At 63.1% G+C, this 25177-nt stretch carries 26 protein-coding genes and 3 tRNA genes; 13 read left to right on the top strand and 16 right to left on the bottom strand.

What is annotated here, in order from left to right; translation table 11 throughout:
* Positions 1 to 441 precede the first annotated feature (441 nt).
* Positions 442 to 591: a hypothetical protein gene (locus AB4Y42_RS10925; RefSeq protein WP_027795377.1), complete on the top strand. Its 150-nt coding sequence runs from the start codon at positions 442 to 444 to the stop codon at positions 589 to 591.
* A 253-nt stretch (positions 592 to 844) separates the two neighbouring features.
* Positions 845 to 1435 carry a chorismate mutase gene (locus tag AB4Y42_RS10920; RefSeq protein WP_368694149.1) on the top strand — a complete coding sequence of 197 codons (591 nt, stop codon included), beginning with the start codon at positions 845 to 847 and terminating at the stop codon, positions 1433 to 1435.
* 6 nt (positions 1436 to 1441) lie between these two features.
* Here AB4Y42_RS10920 and AB4Y42_RS10915 read toward each other — a convergent pair whose 3' ends face one another.
* Positions 1442 to 2608, bottom strand: a complete 1167-nt coding sequence (locus AB4Y42_RS10915; protein ID WP_368694148.1) for an exonuclease domain-containing protein — start codon at positions 2606 to 2608, stop codon at positions 1442 to 1444.
* A gap of 279 nt (positions 2609 to 2887) precedes the next feature.
* Positions 2888 to 3091, bottom strand: coding sequence for a cold-shock protein (locus AB4Y42_RS10910; RefSeq protein ID WP_028205165.1), 204 nt, complete (start codon positions 3089 to 3091; stop codon positions 2888 to 2890).
* Positions 3092 to 3504: 413 nt separating this feature from the next.
* Here AB4Y42_RS10910 and AB4Y42_RS10905 point away from each other — a divergent pair, with 413 nt between their 5' ends.
* The 3 genes from AB4Y42_RS10905 (at position 3505) to AB4Y42_RS10895 (ending at position 6943) form a co-directional block, all read left to right on the top strand.
* Complete coding sequence (locus tag AB4Y42_RS10905) at positions 3505 to 3705, top strand: hypothetical protein (protein ID WP_368694147.1); 201 nt, start codon at positions 3505 to 3507, stop codon at positions 3703 to 3705.
* A 560-nt stretch (positions 3706 to 4265) separates the two neighbouring features.
* Positions 4266 to 5465, top strand: coding sequence for a porin (locus AB4Y42_RS10900; protein ID WP_254316083.1), 1200 nt, complete (start codon positions 4266 to 4268; stop codon positions 5463 to 5465).
* Between the two features lie 149 nt (positions 5466 to 5614).
* A complete protein-coding gene (locus tag AB4Y42_RS10895; protein ID WP_368692979.1) occupies positions 5615 to 6943 on the top strand; it encodes an IS4 family transposase in 1329 nt (442 codons plus the stop codon).
* Positions 6944 to 6995: 52 nt separating this feature from the next.
* Here AB4Y42_RS10895 and greB read toward each other — a convergent pair whose 3' ends face one another.
* Positions 6996 to 7556 (bottom strand): transcription elongation factor GreB, encoded by a 561-nt coding sequence (gene greB / locus AB4Y42_RS10890; RefSeq protein ID WP_368687754.1) that lies wholly within the window; start codon positions 7554 to 7556, stop codon positions 6996 to 6998.
* Between the two features lie 128 nt (positions 7557 to 7684).
* Between greB and AB4Y42_RS10885 the strand changes: the two genes are divergently transcribed.
* Both AB4Y42_RS10885 and AB4Y42_RS10880 read left to right on the top strand, forming a co-directional pair.
* Positions 7685 to 7761, top strand: a tRNA-Arg gene (locus AB4Y42_RS10885).
* Between the two features lie 80 nt (positions 7762 to 7841).
* Positions 7842 to 7918: transfer RNA gene (locus AB4Y42_RS10880), tRNA-Arg, on the top strand.
* Positions 7919 to 8007: 89 nt separating this feature from the next.
* Here AB4Y42_RS10880 and AB4Y42_RS10875 read toward each other — a convergent pair.
* The 5 genes from AB4Y42_RS10875 to AB4Y42_RS10855 all read right to left on the bottom strand — a co-directional run bounded on the left by AB4Y42_RS10875 (position 8008) and on the right by AB4Y42_RS10855 (position 13008).
* A complete protein-coding gene (locus tag AB4Y42_RS10875; protein ID WP_368687753.1) occupies positions 8008 to 8490 on the bottom strand; it encodes a phage protein NinX family protein in 483 nt (160 codons plus the stop codon).
* A gap of 150 nt (positions 8491 to 8640) precedes the next feature.
* Positions 8641 to 11007 carry a bifunctional (p)ppGpp synthetase/guanosine-3',5'-bis(diphosphate) 3'-pyrophosphohydrolase gene (locus AB4Y42_RS10870; RefSeq protein WP_368687752.1) on the bottom strand — a complete coding sequence of 789 codons (2367 nt, stop codon included), beginning with the start codon at positions 11005 to 11007 and terminating at the stop codon, positions 8641 to 8643.
* Positions 11008 to 11097: 90 nt separating this feature from the next.
* Positions 11098 to 11301 carry a DNA-directed RNA polymerase subunit omega gene (gene rpoZ / locus AB4Y42_RS10865; RefSeq protein ID WP_006400783.1) on the bottom strand — a complete coding sequence of 68 codons (204 nt, stop codon included), beginning with the start codon at positions 11299 to 11301 and terminating at the stop codon, positions 11098 to 11100.
* Between the two features lie 40 nt (positions 11302 to 11341).
* Complete coding sequence (gene gmk, locus AB4Y42_RS10860) at positions 11342 to 12028, bottom strand: guanylate kinase (protein ID WP_368694220.1); 687 nt, start codon at positions 12026 to 12028, stop codon at positions 11342 to 11344.
* A 41-nt stretch (positions 12029 to 12069) separates the two neighbouring features.
* The gene (locus tag AB4Y42_RS10855) at positions 12070 to 13008 is read right to left on the bottom strand and encodes a DUF1732 domain-containing protein (RefSeq protein WP_324156884.1); all 939 of its coding nucleotides are present in this window, start codon (positions 13006 to 13008) and stop codon (positions 12070 to 12072) included.
* 303 nt (positions 13009 to 13311) lie between these two features.
* Between AB4Y42_RS10855 and rph the strand changes: the two genes are divergently transcribed.
* From rph to AB4Y42_RS10835, 4 genes are all read left to right on the top strand, one after another.
* Positions 13312 to 14052 carry a ribonuclease PH gene (gene rph / locus AB4Y42_RS10850; protein WP_321929957.1) on the top strand — a complete coding sequence of 247 codons (741 nt, stop codon included), beginning with the start codon at positions 13312 to 13314 and terminating at the stop codon, positions 14050 to 14052.
* A complete protein-coding gene (gene rdgB / locus AB4Y42_RS10845; RefSeq protein ID WP_368687750.1) occupies positions 14045 to 14692 on the top strand; it encodes an RdgB/HAM1 family non-canonical purine NTP pyrophosphatase in 648 nt (215 codons plus the stop codon). The genes rph and rdgB overlap by 8 nt, the downstream gene beginning before the upstream one ends.
* Before the next feature lie 44 nt (positions 14693 to 14736).
* On the top strand, positions 14737 to 15906 hold the full coding sequence (gene hemW / locus AB4Y42_RS10840; RefSeq protein WP_110855059.1) for a radical SAM family heme chaperone HemW: 1170 nt from the start codon (positions 14737 to 14739) through the stop codon (positions 15904 to 15906).
* Between the two features lie 65 nt (positions 15907 to 15971).
* Positions 15972 to 16061, top strand: a tRNA-Ser gene (locus AB4Y42_RS10835).
* A gap of 259 nt (positions 16062 to 16320) precedes the next feature.
* Here AB4Y42_RS10835 and AB4Y42_RS10830 read toward each other — a convergent pair.
* From AB4Y42_RS10830 to AB4Y42_RS10795, 8 genes are all read right to left on the bottom strand, one after another.
* Positions 16321 to 17220, bottom strand: coding sequence for a hypothetical protein (locus tag AB4Y42_RS10830; RefSeq protein WP_368694146.1), 900 nt, complete (start codon positions 17218 to 17220; stop codon positions 16321 to 16323).
* A gap of 664 nt (positions 17221 to 17884) precedes the next feature.
* Positions 17885 to 18262, bottom strand: coding sequence for a hypothetical protein (locus AB4Y42_RS10825; protein WP_368694145.1), 378 nt, complete (start codon positions 18260 to 18262; stop codon positions 17885 to 17887).
* Positions 18259 to 18657: a hypothetical protein gene (locus tag AB4Y42_RS10820; protein WP_368694144.1), complete on the bottom strand. Its 399-nt coding sequence runs from the start codon at positions 18655 to 18657 to the stop codon at positions 18259 to 18261. The genes AB4Y42_RS10825 and AB4Y42_RS10820 overlap by 4 nt, the downstream gene beginning before the upstream one ends.
* A gap of 42 nt (positions 18658 to 18699) precedes the next feature.
* Positions 18700 to 19077 carry a single-stranded DNA-binding protein gene (locus tag AB4Y42_RS10815; protein ID WP_368694143.1) on the bottom strand — a complete coding sequence of 126 codons (378 nt, stop codon included), beginning with the start codon at positions 19075 to 19077 and terminating at the stop codon, positions 18700 to 18702.
* 372 nt (positions 19078 to 19449) lie between these two features.
* The gene (locus AB4Y42_RS10810) at positions 19450 to 21354 is read right to left on the bottom strand and encodes a DUF927 domain-containing protein (RefSeq protein ID WP_368694142.1); all 1905 of its coding nucleotides are present in this window, start codon (positions 21352 to 21354) and stop codon (positions 19450 to 19452) included.
* A gap of 125 nt (positions 21355 to 21479) precedes the next feature.
* Positions 21480 to 21728, bottom strand: a complete 249-nt coding sequence (locus tag AB4Y42_RS10805) for a helix-turn-helix transcriptional regulator (protein WP_368694141.1) — start codon at positions 21726 to 21728, stop codon at positions 21480 to 21482.
* A gap of 69 nt (positions 21729 to 21797) precedes the next feature.
* Entirely contained in the window at positions 21798 to 22304 is a 507-nt protein-coding gene (locus tag AB4Y42_RS10800; protein WP_368694140.1) for a hypothetical protein, read from the bottom strand.
* A gap of 75 nt (positions 22305 to 22379) precedes the next feature.
* On the bottom strand, positions 22380 to 23627 hold the full coding sequence (locus AB4Y42_RS10795) for a tyrosine-type recombinase/integrase (RefSeq protein ID WP_368694139.1): 1248 nt from the start codon (positions 23625 to 23627) through the stop codon (positions 22380 to 22382).
* 484 nt (positions 23628 to 24111) lie between these two features.
* Here AB4Y42_RS10795 and AB4Y42_RS10790 point away from each other — a divergent pair, with 484 nt between their 5' ends.
* On the top strand, positions 24112 to 24324 hold the full coding sequence (locus AB4Y42_RS10790) for a hypothetical protein (RefSeq protein ID WP_028205175.1): 213 nt from the start codon (positions 24112 to 24114) through the stop codon (positions 24322 to 24324).
* A gap of 203 nt (positions 24325 to 24527) precedes the next feature.
* The gene (locus AB4Y42_RS10785; RefSeq protein WP_368687760.1) at positions 24528 to 24962 is read left to right on the top strand and encodes a TonB family protein; all 435 of its coding nucleotides are present in this window, start codon (positions 24528 to 24530) and stop codon (positions 24960 to 24962) included.
* The last annotated feature ends 215 nt before the right edge of the window (positions 24963 to 25177 follow it).

Genomic DNA, 25177 nt, shown 5'->3' with positions numbered 1-25177 from the left:
AAACGGTCGCTTACATAGTTTTAATTCTTATTAACGTTTCGACGTCAACGGCTAAGCATAATCGACCGTTGTAGATGAATGGTGTCTGCACGCTGAAGCTGAAGCCGGAGGGAGCGGCCCGCGCGTGCGGCGCCGCGCAATACGAACGCGGCAAGACTGTACGGTCTGCGCGGTGCCCAGAGCCGGGGGAAGCGCGATCGAGGCGTTGTGCGACTGCAGCAGACGCTGCGCTGGAGAGTTGGAGAAACGTGGAGCGTACGCGATTCACGCAGCATGTGGCAGTGCGAAGGACATCTCAACAATTATATTCCCGCGCCGTTAATCATTTGTATCGCTGTGCGAAGAAAGCAACACGCGTGCGAGAAAAGCACTGTTACCGTAAGCGGGACTAGCGCAGCAGAAGTGCCGAGCCGGATAATCGGCTTACATAGGAGAAAGATCATGGATGCCAAACCGCCAAGGATTCCGACCCCGGACCAAGTTTTCAGCCCGGATCCGGAACCGGTGGCCGTCGAGTTTCTCGGCGATGAATTGCCCGCTCACGTGCGCGCATTTCTCGACGAGCAACGCAAGGCACACGAACAGAAGTGACGGGGAAGAGCACACGTACGCGCTCGCGGGCTCACACGCGCTGCAGACGTTCGTGTGCATCTCGACACGCGTAGTTCGGGGACGCGCGTGTCATGCTGCGCGCGCAGTTTTGCACCGTAGCCGTTGGCATTCGGCGCGCTCGATCGCGCGCCTCGATGCGGCCATCTCGAATCGACCTCAGCACCCGTTAGACGCAAGCGCACCATAACCGGCTATGCTGCGGTTTTCCATGCCGGCGTCTTTCTTCCACTCGATGACTTTGCTGACCCGCGCGAGCGCACGTTGCGCTGCTGCGCTGCTCTTCGCCCTGCCGATCGCATCCGTCCACGCCGACGGTGACGACACCGCCCTGACCAACCTCGTCGCGCTCGTTTCGCAGCGGCTGGCGCTCGCCGAGCCGGTCGCGCACTGGAAGTGGCAGCATCACAAGCCGATCACCGACACGCCCCGCGAAGACGCCCTGCTCGCCGACGTGCAGAAGCGCGCCACGGCAGCCGGCGTCGATCCCGCGTTTGCGCGAGCGTTCTTCCGCGATCAGATCGATGCCAGCACGCAAATGCAGAAGTCGCTATTCGACACGTGGCGCGCCTCCCAGGCGCCCAGCGACCCGGCACCGGATCTCGCCACGGCGACGCGCCCGCAACTCGACAGACTCACCGGACAATTGATCGGTGCGCTCGCACGCGTACAACCGCTGCGCGGCGCACCGGATTGCCCGGCGCGCGTCGCAAGAACGGTCGCGAACTGGAAGGAGCTCACGCGCTACGACTCCGCGCGCACGAATGCGATGAATCAGGCGCTGGAGCATGTGTGCGAATCGGGCGGCGTAGGCGGAACTGCCTAAGCGCTGCTATGCCGCGCTCGTGAGGCCGTCGGCCTCGGAGAGCTGCAGCACCTGCACACGCAGACCGCGTTCGAAGTGCGTTTGCAGAATGCGCCAGGTCGAAAGCTCGAACACGCGCTCGGCGCTGCTGTCCACCAGCGCTTCGGCCTCGGCCGTGCTCGGAAAGGCGCCGATATAGCACCAGCGATCGATCAGGTGATAGACGTCGGCGCCATTCGTCGCGTCCTGCTCGAGCACGACCACAGCGCCGCCGAATGGCCAGGGCGCCGCCCCAAGGTCGGCGGGGTCGCGCTTCGACACACGCGGCACGCGGTTGAACGAGGGCTTGAGCGTGGCGATCCATTGCGCCTCGACCAGCAGCGCGCCAAGCTCGCCGCCGGTCGCACGCCACTCCACGCGGCGGACCTGTTGCGCCATCCGTTGTTCGCGCGACGAGCGCCGCTCACCCGAAAGATGTGCGCGCACGCGCTGGCGCACCCGTACGCTGCGCCCCACGTAGAGCGGCACATCGTTCTCTCCGTAGAACGCATACACGCCGTGGCCCGCTGGCGCCGTGTCGATCAGTTCGTCGGTAATGTCGCCGGCCAATACGTGACGGCGCGTCGTGCGCTCGATCTGCGACGCCAGCGCTTCCCCGGGCACCAGCGCGGGCAGGCGCTGCCAAAACTGCCAGAGGAGATCGGCATCGGCGAGCGCGCGATGGCGATCCGACGGCACGAGCGCGTGGCGTTCGACCAGCGCGTCGAGCCCGTGGCGCTTCTCGCCCGGAAAAAGCGCTCGTGACAGGCGCACGGTGCACAGCACATCGGGGTTGAAGGAATAACCGGCACGCTCGAACTCCGCGCGCAGAAAGCCGCGGTCGAAGGCTGCGTTGTGCGCGACGAAGAGCTTGCCGGCGAGCCGCCCATGGAGTTCCGCGGCGATCTCGGCGAAGCGCGGCGCGCCGCGCACCATCTGGTCGGTAATACCGGTGAGCTGCTGGATAAAGGGCGGGATAGGCTGACCGGGATCGACGAGGGTGCTCCATCGGGTCACCTGCCCTTGCGCCACCTCCACGACGCCAACTTCGGTAATGCGGTGCTCGCCTACCGAACCGCCGGTCGTCTCGAGGTCCACGAAGACGATGGGAAGGTCGCCGGCGGGCTGTGCGGCGCTCAAGGAGGATTCAAACATGGGAAAACGACAGGGGAAATGGAAAACGGACCAAGTATGCACCGTTTGGACGCCACGCGCCGACGGTTCCGGCAGTATAAGTGCGACTTTTGGCTTTTAGTGAAAACCCGAAACAGGCAAATCACGGATTCCCAGGGTTTTCCCGATTAATTCCGCGAGTAAAAACATGACCAGTAAATCTAACTAAATATCAATATGTCAAAAATAAAAAAGCCCCGGGGTTTGCCCGGGGCCTGGTGTCGCATGAGCGTTCGCGTAGCGAGCGCTCGCACGCTGTACTTACAGCGGCTGAATGTTCGCGGCCTGCTTGCCCTTCGGGCCGACCTTGACGTCGAACGACACACGCTGGTTCTCCTTCAACGACTTGAAGCCGTCGGCGCGGATTTCCGAGAAGTGCGCGAACAGATCGTCGCCGCCGGCGTCAGACGTGATGAAGCCAAAGCCCTTCGCATCATTGAACCATTTGACGATACCGGTTTCCATGTTTCAGTTTCCCTCGAGATTTTAATGACGCGGGTAATCACCCTCACGCCGTATCCAGCCAATTCCCGCTGTCCCGCTTCAGCGAATTCCACGTTTTGAAATTGCAGCGGAACGAAAATCAGCTTTGCCGTTATACGGGGAACGTCAATCGCCAGTCAAGCGAATTTTTTATAACAGCATTCCCGATTCAGCAATAAAAGCGGTACGCATCAAAAAGCGGCAAAAAAATCATATGCCAACCGAATCGATATATAGCCCTGCGTCATTTTTACCCGATTATCTCGCTCACGTCATTTCTACCGGGAAGTTTTCCCGAAATGTAACAATCCGTGTCAAACGTAAGTGTTTCTCCCGGTTGTTCGAGTAATACATTCAACTCATGATCCATATTGTTAGCGGCATCGGAGGTCATCATGCTGACAGCTCTGCGGCGATGGATTCACTGGCTCGTACAAACGGACGGGATTGCGCCCACGGCTGAAGAAGCCGAAGCCTATGGCGCATGGCACGGGGATCACTGGCACAACCTGCTGTGTTCCCCTATGGACGCAAGGCACTACGTAATGGAAGACTGGAGCCTGCAGCCTGAGCCGCCGCAAGCGGGTACCCAATAAGGTACGCGTCGCGCGCGTGGCCCGCACGTGGCCAGATGACAGGCAAAAAAAAGCGCGGCTGAAAAGGCCGCGCCGACAAAGGTTTGGAGATCTTTTTCGTCAACGAAAAAGTCTGCTTCGGAAAGCAGCGACTGAAGTATAGCCGCACCCACGTCTGACGATTAAGCTTGCGGCGCACAATCATCTGTTACGCTGGGCGCAATAATCAGTTGAGACCGTTTTAAGGCGTTTTTCGCAATCAATTGTTGTAGCGATTGCACAACGCTCGAGCGGTTGACAGTTTCGCCCCCTTCCCCGGAAATCCGCTCAAAGCCTTTACCAGCAGGGCTTAAGACGAGCGAGATAATCATTTCCGATAGCGCAATACTTTATTGCGGATTTCGGAATACCCCCTCTTCGAGCACCCTCTCTACACTCTGCCTGTCTGGAAACCGACTCGGACGGATTGTCTCGGACGGATTAATTCGTACCACGCGAACTTGCCTCTCGCTGCGCTTCGTATGGACGGTTTCCCAAACGGGGTTCAACGAAACCCACCTCTGTTCTCGGAGTTTACAAAGATGAAAAAGACTCTCATGGTCGCCGCCCTGACGGGCGTTTTTGCAACGGCTGCACACGCGCAAAGCAGCGTTACGCTGTACGGCCTGATCGACGCCGGCATCACCTACGCAAACAACTCCGGCGGCCACAGCCTCTGGAAGGCATCGAGCGGCACGGTCAACGGCAGCCGTTGGGGCCTGCGCGGCGCTGAAGACCTCGGTGGCGGTCTGAAGGCCATCTTCACGTTGGAAAACGGCTTCAACATCATGAACGGCACGGCTAGCCAGTCGGCTCGCATGTTCGGCCGTCAGGCATTCGTCGGTCTCGCGAGCGACCAGTACGGTGCTGTCACCCTCGGTCGTCAGTACGACTCCGTGGTCGACTACCTTGCACCGCTGTCGAACACCGGCACGCAATACGGTGGCACGATCGCCGCTCACCCGTTTGACAACGACAACCTGAACAACTCGGTTCGTTTCAACAATACGATCAAGTACTCGAGCGTCAACTACGCTGGCTTCAAATTCGGCGGTACGTACTCGTTCTCGAACAGCACGAACTTCGCGAACAACCGTGCATACAGCTTCGGCGCAAACTACAATTGGGGCGGCCTGAACTTTGCCGCAGCCTACCTGCAACTGAACAACGACGTTACGTCGACTACGTTCCACGGCGCACTCGGCACGGCAGCAAACTCGCCGACCTCGAGCGCAGCAGGCGCACAAACGGGTGAGTGGACGTTCCTGGCAGGCCGTCAGCGCACGTTCGGCGGCGGCATCAACTACACGTTCGGCCCGGCAACGGCTGGCTTCGTGTACACGCAGACGAACCTGAGCAACGCAAACGGCGGCGGCATCTCGGGTACGCAATCGGGTACGGGTTCGGCCACGACGGGCGGCATCGCTTTCAACGCGAACAGCGCACGCTTCCAAAACTTTGAAGGCAACATCCGTTACGCTCTGACCCCGGCTCTGAGCCTGGCTGGCGCGTACACGTACACCCGTGCGAACCTCGGCGGCGGCGTGAACCCGAACTACAACACGGTCGCACTGCAGTCGGATTACGCACTGTCGAAGCGCACCGACGTCTACCTGCAAGGCGACTGGCAGCACGTGTCGTCGAACCCGGAGAACATCGGCGCTTACCTGAACGGTCTCGGTTCGGCATCGACCCGTCAAGACCAGGTTGCTGTGACGGTTGGTATGCGTCACCGCTTCTAAGCGGCATGCTGCTGGCCACTTCGGCCAGCACTGCAGCTGAAAAAGGCACCCTCGGGTGTAATGCCGTTCAGTTAAGCAACTGAACGGCATTTTTGTTTGTGGCGAGCGCCTGTTGTAAACAGGGCGCGACGGTGTTAACTTTCGTCGCCATGCTGGTTGACGACCTTCCTCTTCTTGTCGATGCGCACCCGCCGTTCGAATGGGATCGGCTGGGCCAGCATCTGCCATATGAATGGATTGAACAGGCAGTTCAGGCCAGCGGCAGCGCCAGCATCCGGCGGCGCCGCCTGCCAGCGCAGCAGGTGGTGTGGCTGGTGATCGCGCTGGCGCTGTACCGGCATCAGTCGGTCAGTGAGGTCGTTGACGCCCTGGAGCTTGCTCTTCCCGCACCCGATGCGTCGTTTGTCAGCAAGAGTGCCATCGCCCAGGCACGACAGCGCACTGGCGCCGCGCCGCTGGCGTGGCTCTTTCACGAATGCGCCAGGAACTGGACTACCCAGGATCAGGCACACTACCTCTTCAAGGGATTCTCGCTGTTCGCCATGGACGGCACCACGCTGCGCACGGCCGACAGTGCCGCCAACCGCAGGCACTTCGGGGCGTCCGTGGCCGCACATGACCGGTTGGGCAGCTACCCCCAGTTGCGCGCCGTCACGCTGACTGCCATTCCCACGCACCTGGTGCGCGACGCCGAATTCGGCCCTTACGACGTCAACGAGATGATCTCGGCGCGCCAGCTTGTTCCGCGCGTGCCGGAGAACTCCATTACGGTGTTTGACAAAGGGTTTCTGTCGGCCCAGTTGTTGTGCAATCTGGTCTCGGGCGGCGCGAACCGGCATTTCATCATTCCAGCCAAGTCCAATACGCGCTGGGAGGTGCTCAGCGGCGAACCCGGCGACCAGATGGTGCGCATGCGTGTATCGCCCCAGGCGCGAAAGGCCTGTCCGGAACTGCCTGAGTTCTGGCAAGCCCGTGCCGTGCTTGCCGTCGATGCGCGTGGCCGGCAGCGGGTATTGCTCAGCTCCCTGTGTGATCGAGAGCGGTTCGAGGCAACGGACATCGTGTCCTGCTACGCACGTCGCTGGCAGATCGAGACCAGTTACCGGGAATTGAAGCAGTCGATGCTGGGCATGGAGTTGACCCTGCGCAGCCAGACCGTTGACGGCGTCTACCAGGAGTTCTGGGGCGCCCTGATTGCCTACAACCTGATCCGGCTGGAGGTGGCGAAGGCCGCGCTTGAGGCCGGACGCGCCCCCGGGGACCTGAGCTTCATCCGCGCGTTTCACACGATTCAGTATGAGATGTCATGGGCAGCCGTGACCCGCTCGTACGGCAAACTTCCTGCGCTGCTCGTGCGCCTGCGCCAGCGGCTCAAGCAGCTCGCCAACGAAAAACGGCCCGGGCGCTCTTGCGCACGGGCCGTCAAGTCCAGACCTTTCCGCTACACCGTTCGGTACCTGAAACGGGACCTTAACTGAACGGCATTACACCCTCGGGTGCCTTTTTTTATTTCTGCGACAAGGGGTTCATTCAGGCGTGCGGCGACGGATACCGCACGTCCAGCACGTCGATCGGCTCCGGCCCAGCCGGCGTGTGCAGCGTGACCTGATCGCCGATCTTCGCCTTCAGGAGCGCCCGCGCGACGGGTGAAACCCAGCTCACGTGACCGAGGTCGAGATCGACCTCGTCGATGCCGACGATCGTGATCGTATGCGCCTCGCCGTCTTCGGTGCCATACTCGACAGTCGCGCCGAAGAACACCTGATCCACGCTTTCCTGCCGGCTGCTGTCCACGACCTCGGCCAGATCCAGTCGCTTCGTGAGGAAGCGGATGCGCCGGTCGATTTCGCGCAGCCGGCGCTTGCCGTAGATGTAGTCGCCGTTCTCGGAACGGTCGCCGTTCGAGGCCGCCCACGAGACGAGCTTGACCACTTCGGGCCGTTCCTCGTCTATCAGGTGCAGCAGCTCGCTGCGCATGCGCTCATAGCCGGCCGGCGTGATGTAGTTCTTCGTGCCGGCGGGAATCTCCGGGAGACCGGCTTCGAGATCGTCGTCGTCGTCGGTCGATTCTTTGACAAAGGCCTTGTTCATGATGGGATCACTGCGTTACCTGTACTGATTGACTCACGACTACCAGCGTACACGAACCTCGCCCCAAGACAAATCACGAAAAGGGCCTTCCCTTTTTTTGAAGCCCTGCTATAATCTCTTTTCTGCGTGCGGCTGTAGCTCAGTTGGATAGAGTACTTGGCTACGAACCAAGGGGTCGTGGGTTCGAATCCTGCCAGCCGCGCCATTCATTCGAAGCGTTTCCCGTCTGTTGATCCGGGAAGGGTTTCAAGCAGTATAGTGTTGTAAGTAGTATCGTTTTAGCGTGCGGCTGTAGCTCAGTTGGATAGAGTACTTGGCTACGAACCAAGGGGTCGTGGGTTCGAATCCTGCCAGCCGCGCCACCAAATAAAGGGCCTTTCCGAATGGAAAGGCCCTTTGTCTTTTCAGCTGCAGAATTGGGGGCTCCAGGTGTCGCGCGAGAAGCGGCACCCTAGCGCGGCGGCGTGCCGATGTCGCCGATCTGGGCATCGGGGCGCGGCAGATCCTCCACGTCGCCGATCGCGCTAGGCTCCGCCACAGGCTCCATGCCCATGCCCAGCAACGCCTGGGGCTGCCGCAGCATCTCCCCTACCGTCTTACCGAAGCGACTCGCGACGAACGCCCGCAGCAGCGCCTCGCGCGTGGTTTCTCCGTAGGCCTCCAGGACTGCGCCCGCCTCCCCCTCGAACTCGGCCACGCAGGAAGCCGGCTCGCCTTCGCGCAGCTCGACGCGCCTCGTGCGGTCGAGCACCACGCCGGCCGCCTCCCAGGAATCAGTGGGCATGAAGCGGCCATCCCACGGACGCCCGCGGTCGTTGCCGCGCACGGCGACCGTCTCGCCACTGTCGGTGAAATAGATTTCGCGCACGAAGTCCGGAAGGCTGCGCGCCACCCAGTAGTCGAGTGCGAGGCCGGTTAGTTCAGCTACGTTCATTGCGAGTCCCTCGTTTCGGTTCGAAGGAAGATGGCGACGTGACCGGCAGGCGCGGTCAGGCTGCCGCGAAGATGCGGCCGATGAGATAACGATAGATTACCGCGCGGGACGCGCGATGGGAGCGCTCCGTGCCACGCAACAGCGTTGCCGTCAATAATCCGCGCGCTCGCGCTCGATGCGCATGCCGCCGTCGTGGCGATGATGCCCGTCGTCGCTCGAACGCTCGCGCGCGATGCGCATCACGTCCGGATTCGTGCGCACGCGGCGCATGACGTTCGCGAGGTGCACGCGATCGCTCACCTGGATCACGAAGCGCAACATGTTCGATTCCTGTGCCAGATCGTCGTCCATCGCGATGTGCACGATGTTGGCGTCCGCCGACGTGATGTCGGCCGCCACGCGCGCGAACACGCCCTTGGTGTTCTTCACCAGCACCTTCACGGCGACGTCGAACAGACGCCCCGGCTGCGGCGCCCACGCCACGTCGATCCAGCGGCCCGGGTCGCGCCGGTGGATGCGCTGCGCCACGCGGCAGTCGGTCGTATGGATCGCCATGCCAAGGCCGATGCCGATGTAGCCCATGATGTCGTCGCCGGGAATCGGGCGGCAGCAAGCCGAAAGCTGCACCGACATGCCCTCGGTGCCCGTGATGACGACCGGCGGCGCCGGCGGCGCATTCGGGTCGCGCGGCGGATGGTGATGCTCGGCGTCGTCGGCGTCCTGGCCGCTCATCAGCACTTCGATGCGCTTGGCCATGACCGCCGCCACGCGCCGGCCAAGACCGATATCGGCGAAAATTTCCTGGCGGTTCTTGTTGCCGGTCCACAGGACCAGCTTCTCCCACACTTCCGGCGTGACTTCCGAAAGCTGGTAGCCGTAACCCTTGAGTGCCTGATCGACGAGCCGTTCGCCCAGCTGCACCGACTCCGTGAGACGCATCGTCTTCAGGTAGTGCCGGATCGCCGAGCGCGCCTTGCCGGTACGCACGAAACCGAGCCACGCCGGATTCGGCTTGGAGTACGGCGCCGTGATCACCTCGACGATGTCGCCGCTCTTCAGTTCCGTACGCAGCGGCAGTAGCTCGTTGTTGATCTTCACGGCCACGCACTGGTTGCCGAGGTCGCTGTGGATCGAATAGGCAAAGTCGAGCGCCGTGGCGCTGCGCGGCAGCGCCATGATCTTCGACTTCGGCGTGAAGACGTAGACGGCGTCCGGGAACAGGTCGATCTTGACGTGTTCGAGGAATTCGCTCGAGTCGCCCACCTCGCTCTGGATGTCGAGCAGCGACTTGAGCCACTGGTGCGCGCGCTTTTGCACGTCGTTGAGATCGGCACCGCCGTTCTTGTAGAGCCAGTGCGCCGCCACGCCGGCTTCGGCGATCTCGTGCATCTTGCGCGTGCGCACCTGGAACTCTATCGGCGCGCCGAACGGGCCCACGAGCGTCGTGTGCAGGGACTGATAGCCGTTCACCTTGGGAATGGCGATGTAGTCCTTGAACTTGCCCGGCACCGGCTTGTAGAGCGCATGGAGCGCGCCGATACAGGTGTAGCACTCGAGCGCCGACTCGACCACGACGCGAAAACCGTACACGTCGAGCACCTGCGAGAACGACAGCTGCTTGTCGCGCATCTTCTTGTAGATGCTGAAGATGGTCTTCTCGCGGCCGGTGACTTCGGCGTCGAGCTTCGCGTCGGCAATCGCGCGCTGCACCGCTTCCAGAATCTTGCTCACCACCTCACGGCGATTGCCGCGCGCGGCCTTCACCGCCTTTTCGAGCGTGGCGTAGCGATTCGGATTGAAGTTCGCGAAGCTCAGGTCCTGCAGTTCGCGATAGGTGTTGTTCAGGCCGAGACGGTGCGCGATGGGCGCGTAGATGTCGATGGTCTCGCGCGCCACGCGGCGGCGCTTTTCGGGCGGCACCGCGCCGAGCGTGCGCATGTTGTGCAGCCGGTCGGCGAGCTTCACCAGAATCACGCGAACGTCACGCGCCATCGCGAGGAGCATCTTGCGGAAGTTCTCCGCCTGCGCTTCTTCGCGGTTGCGAAACTCCATCTTGTCGAGTTTCGACAGGCCATCGACCAGTTCCGCGACCTTCGCGCCGAAGCGCTCGGCGAGTTCCGCCTTGGTCACGCCCTGGTCTTCCATCACATCGTGCAGGAGCGCGGCCATGATGGACTGCGCGTCGAGCTTCCAGCCGGCGCAGATTTCCGCGACGGCGACGGGATGGGTGATATAGGGTTCGCCGCTCTGGCGATATTGCCCGAGGTGGGCTTCATCGCTGAAGTGGAACGCCGCCTTGACCTCCTTGATTTCCTCGGGAGTGAGGTAACCGGAGAGCGCGGCGGTCAGATTGGCGATGGAGACGACCCCGTGCTTGCGGGGCTGCTCCGGCGTCGCGGTCGGACCGAACAGATGGCGAAACGACTGTTCGAGGACCGCGTCGATGTAATTGCGCGCAGGGCTCGCAGTCTCGGCTTCCTGGTCCACCTCGGTGGCCGGCGAGGGCGTGATGCTCATGTTCCCCTCCGTATCAGGTTTGGCGTTGACGGTTAGGCGGCTGCGGCGCTACGAACTACATGGCGATCGACAATGCCTCGGAACGCGCCCTTAGACGGGCACCTTCTTCAGCATTTCGAGGCCGACCTGGCCAGCCGCGATCTCGCGCAGCGCGACAACGGTTGGCTTGTCGCGGCTCTCGATCTTGGGCGTGTGACCTTGTGCGAGCTGGCGGGCGCGATACGTCGCGGCGAGCGCCAGTTCGAAGCGGTTCGGAATCTGTTTCAGACAATCTTCGACGGTGATGCGGGCCATGTCGGGTTCCTTCTCATTCTCAGCAGGTTCTTATTCTACCTTATGTGCCCGACGCGCCGGGCTGCGGGTGGTGGATACCGAGCTGCACGAAGAGCTCGGTATGCCGCGCGTATTGCGAAGCGAAGCGCAGGCGCGTGGCGCTCACGATGTTACGCAGCTCCTGCAACGCGCGATCGAAGTTCTCGTTGATCACGACATACTCCGATTCGCTCGCATGCGCGATCTCGCTGCCCGCTGCAAGCAGGCGTCGCGTGATGACGTTCGGCTCGTCTTCGCCGCGCTTTTTCAGTCGGTCGGCGAGCGCTTCGAGCGACGGCGGCAGGATGAAGATTTCCACCGCATTGCGGAACTGCTTCTTCACTTGCTGCGCGCCTTGCCAGTCGATTTCGAGCAGGACGTCATGGCCGATTTTCATCTGGTCTTCGATCCACACGCGCGACGTGGCGTAGTAGTTGCCATGCACTTCCGCGCTCTCGAGAAACTCGCCCGCGGCGTGGCGCGTGAGGAAGTCGTCGACGGTCGTGAAGTGATAGTGCTCGCCGTCGCGCTCCTTCGAACGCGGCGCGCGCGTCGTGTACGAAACCGACAGGCGGATCGCGCTGTCTTCGGCGAGCAGCGCGTTCACGAGCGTCGACTTGCCCGCCCCCGAAGGCGCCACCACCATGAAGAGGTTGCCGGGGTACATGCCCGCGTACGGATTGCGCTTCTTGTCCTGCTTCGCGTCCATTTTGGGGGTGCTGCTTTGGTCGGTCATGTTCGTTGCTTCCTTCATTCGAGATTCTGGACCTGCTCGCGCATCTGCTCGATGAGCAGCTTGAGCGTCATCGAGGCGTCCGCGAGTTCCTTCGCCGCCGCCTTCGAGCCGAGCGTGTTCGCTTCGCGGTTGAGCTCCTGCATCATGAAGTCGAGACGCTTGCCGACGCGGCCGCCCTTCTCGATCACGTGACGCGTTTCGTTCAGATGCGCCGTGAGGCGCGAGAGCTCTTCGGCGATGTCGATGCGAATGCCATACATCGTCACTTCCTGGCGAATGCGCTCGGCGATTTCTTCACGCGAGATGTTGCCGATGCTGCCGCCGTTGCCGTTGCTGTCCGGCGCGGCGATGCCGAGCGCTTCCTGCAGACGCTCGACGATCTTCTGCTGGTGCTTCGCGATCAGCTCCGGCACGAGCGGCGTGATGCGCGCGACGATCGCTTCCATTTCGGTCACGTTCGCGAGCAGCATGTTGGCGAGCTGCGCGCCTTCGCGAGCGCGCACTTCGATCAGGTCGGCGATGGCCTGCTTGCCGCAGCCGAGCACCGCGTCGCGCAGCACCTCGGGCGCCACGCCGCTTTCCGCCAGCACGCCGGGCCAGCGCAGGATCTCGCCCGTGCGCAGACGGCCCGAGTCGGGAAACGCTTCGAGCACGGCGCGCTCGAGCCCGGCGAGCTGATCGAGCGCGTCGCGGTTGAGCGCGCCCGCGTTGGCGCCCTGCTCGCTCTTCTGGATGTTGATGCGGATGTCGACCTTGCCGCGCGAGAGCTTCGTCATCAGCATTTCGCGCAGCGTGGGTTCACAGACGCGCACGTCCTCGGGCATGCGGAAGTTCAGGTCGAGAAAGCGCGAATTCACCGTGCGCAATTCGACGGAGACACTCGCGCCGCCCGTGCCCGAAGCCGCAGCAAGCTCGCGCGTGGCGCTGGCATAGCCGGTCATGCTGTAAATCATGGTTCGTCTCGCGAAGAAAGCCGTGGCGTCGTGCGCTGCGCGCGCGGGTCACGGCGGGGAAATCGAGGCGCCCGGCGTGTTGTCGCGAATGGACGAAAAGCGCGGGGCGGAGAAACCGCATTATCCCATTTTTGAGGGCGCGCCTTCGCAAGCGCGGGCTGCGCGCCGCTTCTGGCCGGAGCGCCCGCCTTTCTGCCCTCCTGCCGCCCTTGCGCCGCCTTCGGGCCGCGCCCGTCGCGTGGCGCGCGGAGGCGGTAAAATGATGGTTTCCCCTTCCCTCTCGTGCCCTCGCGCACCTTCACGATGACCCAATCCATCCAGCGCCCCTCCGGCCGCGCCGCCGACCAGCTTCGCGAAGTCCGCATCACCCGCAACTACACGAAGTACGCCGAAGGATCGGTCCTCGTCGAGTTCGGCGACACCAAGGTGCTGTGCACCGCGAGCGTGTCCGAAAGCGTGCCGCCGTTCCTGCGCGACAAGGGCCAGGGCTGGCTCACCGCCGAATACGGCATGCTGCCGCGCGCCACGCACACGCGCAGCGACCGCGAAGCCGCGCGCGGCAAGCAAACGGGCCGCACGCAGGAAATCCAGCGCCTGATCGGCCGCGCGATGCGCGCCGTGTTCGACCTCGAAGCGCTGGGTGCGCGCACCATCAACCTCGATTGCGACGTGCTGCAAGCCGATGGCGGCACGCGCACGGCGAGCATCACGGGCGCGTTCGTGGCGGCCCACGACGCCGTCTCGAAGCTGCTGGCCACGGGCCGCATCGAGCGCTCGCCGATCTCCGACTACGTGGCCGCGATTTCGGTCGGCGTGTACGAGGGCGTGCCCGTGCTCGACCTCGACTACGACGAAGACTCGCAGTGCGACACCGACATGAACATCGTCATGACGGGCTCGGGCGGCATGGTCGAAGTCCAGGGCACGGCGGAAGGCGCGCCGTTCTCGCGTGACGAACTGAACGCGCTGCTCGATCTGGCACAAAGCGGCATTCGCTCGCTGATCGAGAAGCAGAAGGCGGCGCTGGAGATTTCGCATGGCTGATCTGCAGCCGGATTCGACGGCTAAAAGCGCAGCTCGCGCGCTCTCGCGCGTCGTGCTCGCCTCGAACAACGCAGGCAAGCTGCGCGAGTTCGCGGCGCTGCTCGGCGCGGCCGGCATCGAGCTCGTGCCGCAAGGCGCGCTCAACGTGCCTGAGGCCGAGGAGCCGCACCCTACCTTCGTGGAGAACGCGCTCGCCAAGGCGCGCCACGCGGCGAAACTCACGGGCCTGCCCGCGCTCGCCGACGACTCGGGCCTGTGCGTGCGCGCGCTGCGCGGCGCGCCGGGCGTGTATTCGGCGCGTTACGCACAGCTCGCGGGCGGCGAGAAGAGCGACGCGGCGAACAACGCGCTGCTCGTCGCGAACCTGAAGGATCACGCGGATCGCCGCGGCTACTACTACTGCGTGCTCGCGCTCGTGCGCCATGCCGACGACCCCGAGCCGCTCATCGCCGAAGGCCGCTGGCACGGCGTGGTGCTCGACGCGCCGCGCGGCGACAACGGCTTCGGCTACGACCCTTACTTCTACGTTCCGGAGCTCGAGGCCACGGCTGCCGAGCTCGATCCGGCGCTCAAGAACGCGTCGAGCCATCGCGCCATCGCCTTGCGCCAACTGCTCGCGCGACTCCAGGAGGAAGCGTGAGCCAGCAGCATCGAATTGGCATCGAGGTGGTCCAGTCGTTCACGATGCCCGGCAGCATTCGCCTGACTTCGCTGCCACCGCTCGCGCTCTACGTGCATTTCCCGTGGTGCGTGCGCAAGTGCCCGTATTGCGATTTCAACTCGCATGAGTGGAAGGGCGAGCGCTTCCCCGAAGACGACTACCTCGACGCGCTGCGCGCCGATCTCGAACAAGCGCTGCCGCTCGTCTGGGGCCGCCAGGTGCATACGGTGTTCATCGGCGGCGGGACGCCCAGCCTGCTTTCCGCAGCGGGTCTCGATCGACTGCTTTCGGACGTGCGCGCCCTGCTGCCGCTCGACGCCGACGCCGAGATCACGCTCGAAGCGAATCCAGGCACCTTCGAAGCCGCGAAGTTCGCGCAGTTTCGCGCGAGCGGCGTGAACCGGCTTTCGGTGGGCATCCAGAGCTTCAACGAGGCGCATCTGAAGGCGCTCGGACGCATTCACGACGCGGCGCAGGCGCGCCATGCGGTCGAGGTCGCGGCGAAGACTTTCGACAACTTCAACCTCGACCTGATGTTCGCGCTCCCGCAGCAGACGCTCGCCGAATGCCAGGCCGACATCGAGACGGCGCTCTCGTTCAAGCCGCCGCATCTGTCGCTGTATCACCTGACGCTCGAACCGAACACGCTGTTCGCCAAGTTCCCGCCGGCCCTGCCCGACGACGACCAGTCCGCCGACATGCAGGACTGGATTCACGAGCGCACGTCGGGCGCGGGATACGGGCGCTATGAGGTCTCGGCTTACGCACAGCCGGATCGCCAATGCCGGCACAACCTCAACTACTGGCGCTTCGGCGACTATCTCGGGATCGGCGCCGGCGCGCATACGAAGCTCTCGTTTCCGAACCGCATCGTGCGCCAGGCGCGCTACAAGCATCCGGCGACCTTTATCGAGCAAGCGCGGGCGGGCACACCGGTCCAGGAAGAGCACGAAGTGAGCGCGCGCGACTTGCCGTTCGAGTTCATGCTCAATGCGTTGCGACTCGTGGAAGGGTTTCCGGTGCATCGTTTCATCGAGCGCACGGGACTGCCGATCACGACGATCGAACCCGCGCTGCAGGAAGCCGAGCGGCGCGGACTCATCACGCGCGACTACGAAAAGATCGCGCCGACCGAGTTGGGGCAGCGCTTCCTCAACGACTTGCAGGCGCTGTTCCTCAAGGACCCGCACTGAGGTCGACCTGGATCGACCGGGCGACTGCCGTCGCGTGTGCGTTTCGGGTTACAATGCGCGGCTTCGGAGGTGTGGCAGAGTGGTTGAATGCACCGGTCTTGAAAACCGGCGAAGGGGTAACCCTTCCGTGAGTTCGAATCTCACCGCCTCCGCCATACATCCCTTCGGGATAAGGCTTTGCTGGAAGCAGCGGCCGATTTCCCATGTTTTGCCCCATATGCGACGCGCGCACTGTCACGGACGTGCGCGCGTTTTGCGTTCTGGTCTGAAGCAGGCACACTCCCAGGTAAGACAAGGGGAGTCCGAAAATTGGACGGCGCTTGCCGACCCAATTTAGTTCACAGGGCCAGACTCGATGCCCCCCGGTTCTGTCTGCTGCCTACCGCCGTTCGGGAACAGCGACTTTCGACACCGCTACGTTTTGGTCTTTGCATTTTGCGTTTCGGCGCTAGCGCTATCGCTGTTCTTAGCTTCGTCCAGCTCCTTCCCCCCCTCCCGGAGTATTGCGGCGGCGACTTTAATCGCCTCAAAGTCGAAATACTGACGCCGTGTCCCGTATGTTTTGAGGGTGTCGGTGACGCTCCCGATGATCTGCTCCGCATCGGATTTAGGCATCATGCTTCGTATGGCATTTCGCCAGAACTCGAGTTCTTTGGCATAGTCGTTTATCCGCGAAAGCAACAGGATGCGGAGCTTCGTGCCTGATGCATCGACCCGCACCAGTTTGGCGTTGACGCTGTCAATGTCTTTTTTTGCTTCCTCTAGCTTCTCTTTGAAGTGTTGCTGAGTACGCATCATTACGAACGCGCCCAATGCAACGATCAATCCTTGGGTCAATGCCGACAATCCAGAAAGCGCAATCGCGTCAAATACTGGCGGGCGTAAACCGTCATATGGCTGCTCACGCAACCCGACGTCACGCGCGTTAAGAACTCGAATCGCTTCAAGGTCGGTACGTTCTTTTGAAGAAAAGGCGAGGGTCGTCACGCGGCGCGGTGCAATCAGTCCGACTGTCACAGTGCGTAACGCCTGGTTGCCTGCCGTACCGTTGTCAACGATCTTTACTGCCGCGTCTGCGGTTATCTGTGAAGGTTGCACGCTCGAAGGCAACTCGAATGTTACGCCGTTGACTACTCGCTGCGATTCGTTTTCGATGGAAACGAGCGTGGTCTCCGCTCCTCCGATTGGCACCGGACGGCTAATTCTTATCGTGCCGCCATTGCCACTGAAATAAGCCGAAATTGCACTTAAGATCAGGGATAAAAAAGCTGCAACGATCCCCGTCACAATGGTATTGATAGCTATTTTGGACACAGCGGACCCTCGGTCTTATTAGATGCATATGGCGAGACTGCTCGACAATTCTATGAGAGTTTGATGGATTGGGGACGGCTCTCGATCACGTCGTCAACTATCCCGGCCACCGCGTCGCAACATGAACGCCTCAAAGACCACGTGGACTGTGATGCGCGCGCGTATTGCTTGTCGCCCGCGCTTTCGCAAAGGCGCTTCCCCAGAACGTCACGCGTTCAGACACCTGCCCCCCGAAGGCGAACAGGTGCGAAGGGTGAAGGGGATTTTCGCATCAATTTGTGCTGAAAAAATCGCCGGAAATGGTCGAAATCGGGCCGTGGTGCCGCTCACGCTTGCGGGTGGAGGGGAATTTAGTACCTTCCATGGGAGCGGTTTTAATTTCAGATTGGGCGCACAGCCGCCCCTGACGGGCCGCGCGGGATTTCGATGCCAAGGCACCTAATGGAGGTTGGGTGCGTTCATATTGGAGGCGCACCCCCTGGAGGGAAAAGGAGGGGACCGCCCCGCTATGCACCCGAAAATCGGACGGCCCTCAGGAGAGTGCCGCCGCCCCGTCGTTGTGGTTACGGGGCAGCGACGGCCGCCGTTTTTCGTGCCCCGGCGCGCGAAGGTGGACACCCGCGCCACGGCACCCGACACGGGCGGCTGGTCGGTTTCCTGCCCGTCAGCGAACCGGCACCTGGCGATAACTCGCCGCGTGATCGGCCTCCTGTCGCATTGCTTCCAGCTCCGCCTGTTCTTCCGCTTCGACGGCCTCCCACGGCAAGCGCGGCTGGCTTTCGTACTCGGCGCGCGTCGCCATCGTGAGCGCGCCCGTGGCAAGCAGCGCCTTGCCGAACTCCGTGCGCGTCCAACGCTCCCACGCGTCGGCCGGGAGTCGCGTGACGTGCGCGCGGTCAGGCAAGGCTTCGATCATGAAGTTGTCGGCAGACCATACGCGCACCGCGTCACTCGCATCTGTGTCGCCCCGGCCGGCGCGCACGACCACGGGCCGCGAGCCGCTGTTTTTCACATAGACCATGCCTTCGTCTGCGTTTTTCATGCTGCACCTCCAGAAAGGTCCGCGAGCCACTTTGCGCGAGCGGCGTCCACGCCCGCCACTGCTGCAGTGTCGCCCTGCGGGCGTCGAATCGTCGCCTCATGTTCGGCCCGTCGCGCGGCGTGCCTGGCCTCAGCGTCAGCAAACGCGGCGCGCATGGCACTGTCCTCCACGCCATCGGTCGGCTCGCCCACTTTGCCCATCGCATCGGGCGGCGGCAACGTCGGCAGCGCGAGCACGCTGGCGACGGCGTTGAGGATGCTATCTGCCGACATGCTGGTGCTGACCAGGCGCGAAATCTCGCCAACCTTTTCCGGAGCGCTCATGCCCTCTTCGTCGGTGAGGCGGCGGCCAGCACAATCGCAGTCGCGCAAGCCGAAGGTGTCTCGAAATTGCATGCTCACTCTCCCATTGTTGAGCGCGCCCAAACGGCGCGCGGCCTAGAAATCCAGGGTGTCGTCCTGCAAGACGGGCTCGCGTCGTCCACCCGTGCTCGTGTGCATCGCGGCGCGCCGTCGCCTAACGTGGTAGGGCGTCACGAGCGCGTTAGCCGTGACCGTGAGATTCACGCGCGGCTCGCCATCGTCAGGCTTCCAGATATCCACCTTGATCGAACCCGCTACACATACGCTGTCGCCCGGCCCGCAGGCCATGAGCTGTTCGCGGGCCTCCGCATCGAACACGAACACAGCCGCGAAAAGCGCGGGCGCGTCGCCCTGTGGGACGCGCAGGCGCACAAGCAGGTACGGGTTGCCGTTGCCGGAGCGTCGGTGCTGAGGTTCGCCCACGAGCTGTCCGGCTATCAATCCGTCGATCATTTCACCCTCCAGTCTCCGCGACAGCGCACACGCAAAACATGGGATAAAGCATTGGAAAACAGCACGCTACCGCTTACAACGCCTGTGTGGCGGTGCCTGATGGCGGAAGGAGGCTCCGCCATGCACTCACCGGTCGCAACACAATTTTCTGTTCGCGCGCCGGGTATTACTTTTTCGGGTGTAACCGGCGTAACCACGTAACTTCCTTATCTGGCGGGGCTTTGCGCGGTTACGGGCCTCGCCGTAACGGCGTAACCGACGTAACTTTTGGCCTTTTGGGCGATGACATGGTTACGTCGGTTACGTCTCACTTCGACCAGACGTAACCAGGCAAAGCCATACCAGACGGGCTTGTTACGTTGGTTACGTCGGTTACGTCACAATTTTGTCCAGCGCCTCAGGTTCAATGTGGTACAGGCGCTTCTTGCCATCCGGGGTGTGTGTCACCTTGGCGACCTCCCCGCCCTTGCCTCGTTCCGTGATCGCCCCCGCCTCATCGAGCGCGCGGAGCGCGCGCATCAGGTCATACCCTTTCGTTGCCTCGCGCATGCCGCCCGCGGTGAGCAGATACAGCCGCCTGCCGCCGTCGAACCGGTAATAACCCGCCCGGTCGCGGATCAGGTCGCCGCTCCCCTCGATGCTGGAAAACCGGCTGTCACCATGCCGGTCGAGAAAATCCGCGACTGCCCGGAGAATCGCGGCGTGCTCCGAACCCCGCCCCTCGTCCGGTCGGCGCTCGTACCACAGCCTGAACGCGTGCAGGGCCGCGTCAGTCGGCTCGCCTGCCTCCCACGGCACGACGCCCCACTGCACCGCCAACTCGCCTGCCAGCGCGCAGGCCGCGAACGTCTGAGCGGCGCGCCGCTGCTGTCCGTCTGCCGCGCTGAATCTGGCGAGCACTGGTGCGTGCAGCGCAAGCAGGTCCAGACCGCTCGCCAGCTCGCGCACCAGCGCCTCCGCGAAAAGCGGCCCGGCAAGCCCGTAGTGCCTGGCCGCCAGTGCACGGATTTCGTCGGAGAGCACGCCAGCCGATGTGCGACCGTGCAGCTCATCGAGCACGCCATACCGGCCCGCGACAGGCACATCGAGAAAGCGCAGCTCCTGGCCCGCCTTCACGGAGAAACCGCCCGTCTGCATACGCGCGGCCAGCGTCGTCTCTCCGGTCGAAAGCGCAAAAACGCGCCAGTGCGCGGCCTGCCTTGCTTCGCCGTACCGGTTCGCGCGGCTCTTGCCAGTGCCATTGATGAGCGCATAGGCGACCTCATACAGATGGCGCGGGTCGATTTCCCCGATTTCATCAAGCGGCAGCATCGTGTCGGTATGAAGCTGTCCAGCGCCTTCCAGCCCGTTGGCTGTCGCGCGCCAGGTGCGCACGAAGGCTTCGCCACCCCACACACTCGCCGCGCCTCTCGCCGCGGTGGTCTTGCCGGTCGAGCTGTCACCGAACAGATGTAGCGCCGCGCCTGTCATGCCGAGCGGCCTGAGCAGTGTTCCCGCGAAGGCGGCAGCGATGGACAGCATGAGTAGCCGGTTTCCACGCGCAAGCGCGGCCATCTCGCGCCAGCCTGCTATCGTCCCGGCGCTCGCATAAGGTGCAGTGCGGCCCATTGCCTGGAACCAAATGTCCTCGGCTCCCAGCACCTGGGCAGGGAGCACGAACGACCCGTCATGCCAGCCCGTTGCTGTCGCCGCGCGCATTGTGTGCTCGGGCATTTGGGCTGCGATGTACTGGAGCACGTCGCCGCGACGATCCATGTTGAACGTCAGCCCCCCGCTCAACAGCACGGCCCGGACCTCGTTTCCATCGCCTGCAAGCATCGGCATCGGCATGGCCCATTTGCGCCAGCGGCCCGACGGTGCGCGGAATTCGAGCAGCCGCCCATGTTCGTCATCCTCGCGGTTCCGTGTCACGGCCAGCACACGCAGCGGTGAACAGATCCAGCGGTCAATCGGCAGCGGTGTGCTGTCGTTGCGAACGTGCCGGATACCGTGAAAATAGACACCGGCCGCGAATGCGCGGCCTGCGTGCTGGAACGGCTCATCATAGAGTCGCCAGCACGGTCGATCATCGAGCGACGGGAAGATGGTGGGCACATCGGCATCGTCCGGGCGCGCTGCTTTTCGGCGGCGCTGCGGTGCAGGCTTGCTCTCGTTGTGGCCGTTCGGGGGCGTGCGCGACTCACGCAGGTCGGGCGGTGCTTTGGCGAAAAACGCCTCACGCGCAGCGTCGATTTCTGCTTGCGTTGGCTCCTTATGGCCATGGGAGTTAGAATTCATATCCTCAATCTCTTTGGCCCGCGACCACAATGGCGCGGGCCTTTTTCTTCGTCGTTCGCGCTGCTCAGCATGCCTCGGAGTCCTGATGATCCAGGCTACCTAGCGACCGCGCGCTTTGCCTCGCGTTATGCCTGCGCATCCCGCAGCAGCTTCTTTTTCGCCGCCACATTGCGCGCCGCGACGGCCGCGAGCCATGCGTCGAGTGCATCGACCCTGAAAAGCACCAGCTTGGGCGTAACGTGGATTGGCTGCGGAAAATCCGCGTCCTCTTTCACAAAGCGCCACAACGTCGTTTTGCCTACGCCGATGTATCGCGCCGCAGGCATCGGGCGCAGCGCGGCTGCGGGGCTTTCCGTTTCTTCGAGGGTGCTCATGGGCGGCGCTCCTGTACCTGTTCGCGACGGTTCACGAAACAAGACTGGCACAAAAAACAGTCTGCGCTGTCACGACAACGGCGTTGTCATGACACCTTCAACCTCGCGCTCGAATTCCGCACACCAGTTGCGGATGGTGCCCGGCGAGTGATGTACGGTCTGCGCCACTGCCCTCGCGAAGGCCCTGTTACCCGCATACTGGCCAGGGTTGCTGACTCTCCAGGCAAGCCAAAGGCGTCGGCACTCGTCCTTGTGCTGGTTCGGCCTTACTGCGTTGCCCTTGCCCGCCCTGCTGGCGTTGTCGGACCTCATCCGTTTGCGCTCGGCAATCAGGAGCGCGAGCAAGCCGACCTCATCGAGGTGGCTGGCGCCCAGCAGCTCGCTGATGCTGTCGCCCGTGCCGTCGTGCAGCGATGCGGACAGACGCTCGGCTAACGCCGTCGAGCGCCGCGTTTCCTCAACAAACTGGCGGAATGCTTCGTCCGAGCCAAGCGGCCCGGCCAGCCTGTCCCGCAGCATGGTGTTGCCGTCCCTGATCGCCTTGAACGGGTCGGTGGTATGTTTGCGTCTAGCCATTGCCGTGATCCTCGGTAGATCAGGTGGATGGTCAGGCGCTGCATGAGGTGCCCGCCTCGTGCAGCGCCGCTCCGGTCACTTCGCGCGGCGCTTGCCGTTCATCGGCAGCACGTCCGCAACGCGCGGCACCGTCGCGCAAAACTTCGCCCACGCCTCCATCATTGCCCGGCGCTTCATGAGCAAATCGCTTCTCTGATAGGCCGCCTCCACTTCCGACTTGAGCGCGTGCGCCAATGCCTTTTCGGCCAGCTCGCGCGGGAAATTGGTGCACTCTGCAGCCCAATCGCGAAACGTCGAGCGCGCCGTGCCGTGCGCCGTTACGTCACCGTGGCCCATGCGCTTGAGTACCGCGCCCGGCGCCATGTCGCTGAGCGCTCCGCCGCGAGGGGCGAAAAAAACGAGATCATTGCGGCGTGGGAGCGCTTCGAGCAGCTTCACGGCGTCGTCGCTCAACGGCACACGATGCTCCTGCCCGCCCTTCATGCGCAGGCCTGGGATGGTCCAGATTTTCGCTTCAAGGTCGATCTCGCCCCACGTCGCGCCACGCACTTCGCCCGGTCGCGTCGTCGTGAGGATTTCGAATTCGAGCAGCCGCGCCGCCATGCCGTGGCGTTCGCGCAGCTCGCGCATGAAAGCGCCGATCTCGCTGTACGGAAGTGCGGGATGGTGCCGTGAGGTTTCGCGCTGCACCTTGCCAGGGCTGGGCAACAGCTTGTCGAGGTGGTCTTTCCAGCGTGCCGGGTTTTCGCCACCGGGCCGGTATCCATGCACGGCCGCCCAGCCAAGAATCGACTCGATGCGCCCGCGCAGCCGCGACATGGTTTCGTTCTTGGTGAGCCAGTGCGGCTCAAGCGCGCGCATGACGTGCGATGTGTCGATGCTGCGCACGTCGAGTGAGCCGAGCACCGGATAGGCGTACCGCTCCAGGGTCGATCTCCACTGCGCGCGGTGTTTGGCGTTGCGCCATCCGGCCTCATGCGCCTTGACGTAGGCCTCGGCGCACTCTTTGAAGGTGCGCGCCTGCGTCTGCGCGTTGCGCTTCTCGCGCAGCATGGCCCGGCGCAGCGTGAGCGGGTCATCACCATCGAGCAGCTGGCGGCGGGCTTCTGCGCAGCGTTTGCGCGCGTCGCCAAGGCTCACGTCATTTAAGCCGCCCAGGCCCATCTCTCTCGTGCGCCCCGCGAGGGTGTAGCGCATCACCCAGCTCTTGGTACCGCCCGGCCCGATGAGCAGATAGAGGTTCCCGCCGTCGGCCAGGTAGCCCGGTTTGGTGGCCCGCTTGACGGCCAGCGGATTGAGTCGGTTCAGCTTTCGTGTTGCCATCGTGGCCTCTGATCATCGCCCCATGTTTTTGGGTAAAACCAGAGGGTATCACGGCGGACTGATGCGAACCACCGAAGGGCTGTATAACGCCGCTGTACAAGGCTTCCAGCGGGGCCTGATGGAACCGGCGTGAACCGTGCCGAACGCCAATTATGGCGGACACCGCCTCCGCCAATTCGTGAAACCTGGCGCGTCCCAGCGCCAGCGTGTCGTCAAAGTGCCGGCCGCCAGGCCGAAGCGCCACAGATCAACGCAATTCCGTCCCTGCGCTACGCGAAAATGCGTGGTCGACATCGCGTCACAAATAATCAGGACTGCGAGTTAATTGGCACTGGCAGATCGTGCTCGCGCAGAGCGTATCGACACGCCAATCGCAATTAAAGGGTCAAACCCAAAAACCGGTTCAGCAAATTACGCTCAATTCACTAGGTGAAAACCCTAACCATAAGGTAAAATCCTGCCCATTGAGATGGGAAAGATCGCCATGCCGCACCAATACCAACTGCTCGAAAAATTCGCGTTTTCGCTCGTCGTCCTGTTCGCCGTGATGTGCTCCAGCTACATCGCGTGGGAAAGCTCGCCCAACCTGCGTGACAACTTCCAGGTCGGCAAGGAGCTGTTCCTGAAGAGCGGCGAATACTCGTACGCCTGCGCAACGACCGCGGCCGATCCCTGCGCGCAGTTCCCGGTCGAATAAGCAGCCTCAGGCACCCGCCATTTCGCCCGTCCCGTGACTACGCGGGACAGTTCTGATTGCTTCCCGCTGCGTATCGTCTAAGCTCGATTCAGGTTCCGCTTCCGAGCTTGTTCGACATGCTCATCCGCGTCCAGTGGTCTTGCGGTTCATCCGCACACAGCGCCTCCCTCGCACGGCGCCTCGGTCTGGTTTTGCTGCTCGCGATGCTCGGGTGCCTCGGCGCCTGCACGATCACGCCGCCGCCAAGGCCGCTTCTCGTCATCCCCCCCGCGGCGATCAACAGCGCCACACTCGACGACTACCGCACCACGGTCGCGAAACACATCGTCGAGCACAACCCGTCCTACGTTTTGCACGGCGCGCCCCAGGCCATGCTGCGCTCGCTCGTGGTCGTGTCGTTCACGGTCAATCGCAGTGGCCAGATCGTGAAGTCGTCGGTGTACCGGACCAACGGCGACGACGAAGCCGAAGCCACCGCCCTCGCCACATTGCGCCGCGCCGCGCCGCTGCCGCCGCCGCCCGGCGGACTGCTCAATTCCGCGGGCCAGCTCGAGATGTTCGAGGACTGGCTCTTCAACGACAACGGCAAGTTCCAGTTGCGCACGCTCGCCTCGCCGCAGGCGCAGAACTACCAGTGACCCACACGCTTCGTGCCGATGCCTGACGCGCGCGCCTGCTTACGCCCACCTTGCTGCACGGCGCGCACGGTCGTTATAATTTTTCGCTATCCCCAGCCGGCGCCCGCCGGCCATGCCTCTTGCCACGCGCCATCCGCGCGGCCGCGCGAGGCTTCGACCGCGCTTTCGCCCTGTTGCGCCTATCGGCGCGCGCTTTGGCCGGTCAGGAATCGACG

Source organism: Paraburkholderia sp. EG286B (genome assembly GCF_040965655.1).
GTDB lineage: Bacteria > Pseudomonadota > Gammaproteobacteria > Burkholderiales > Burkholderiaceae > Paraburkholderia.
This window is presented reverse-complemented; position numbering and strand designations above follow the sequence as displayed.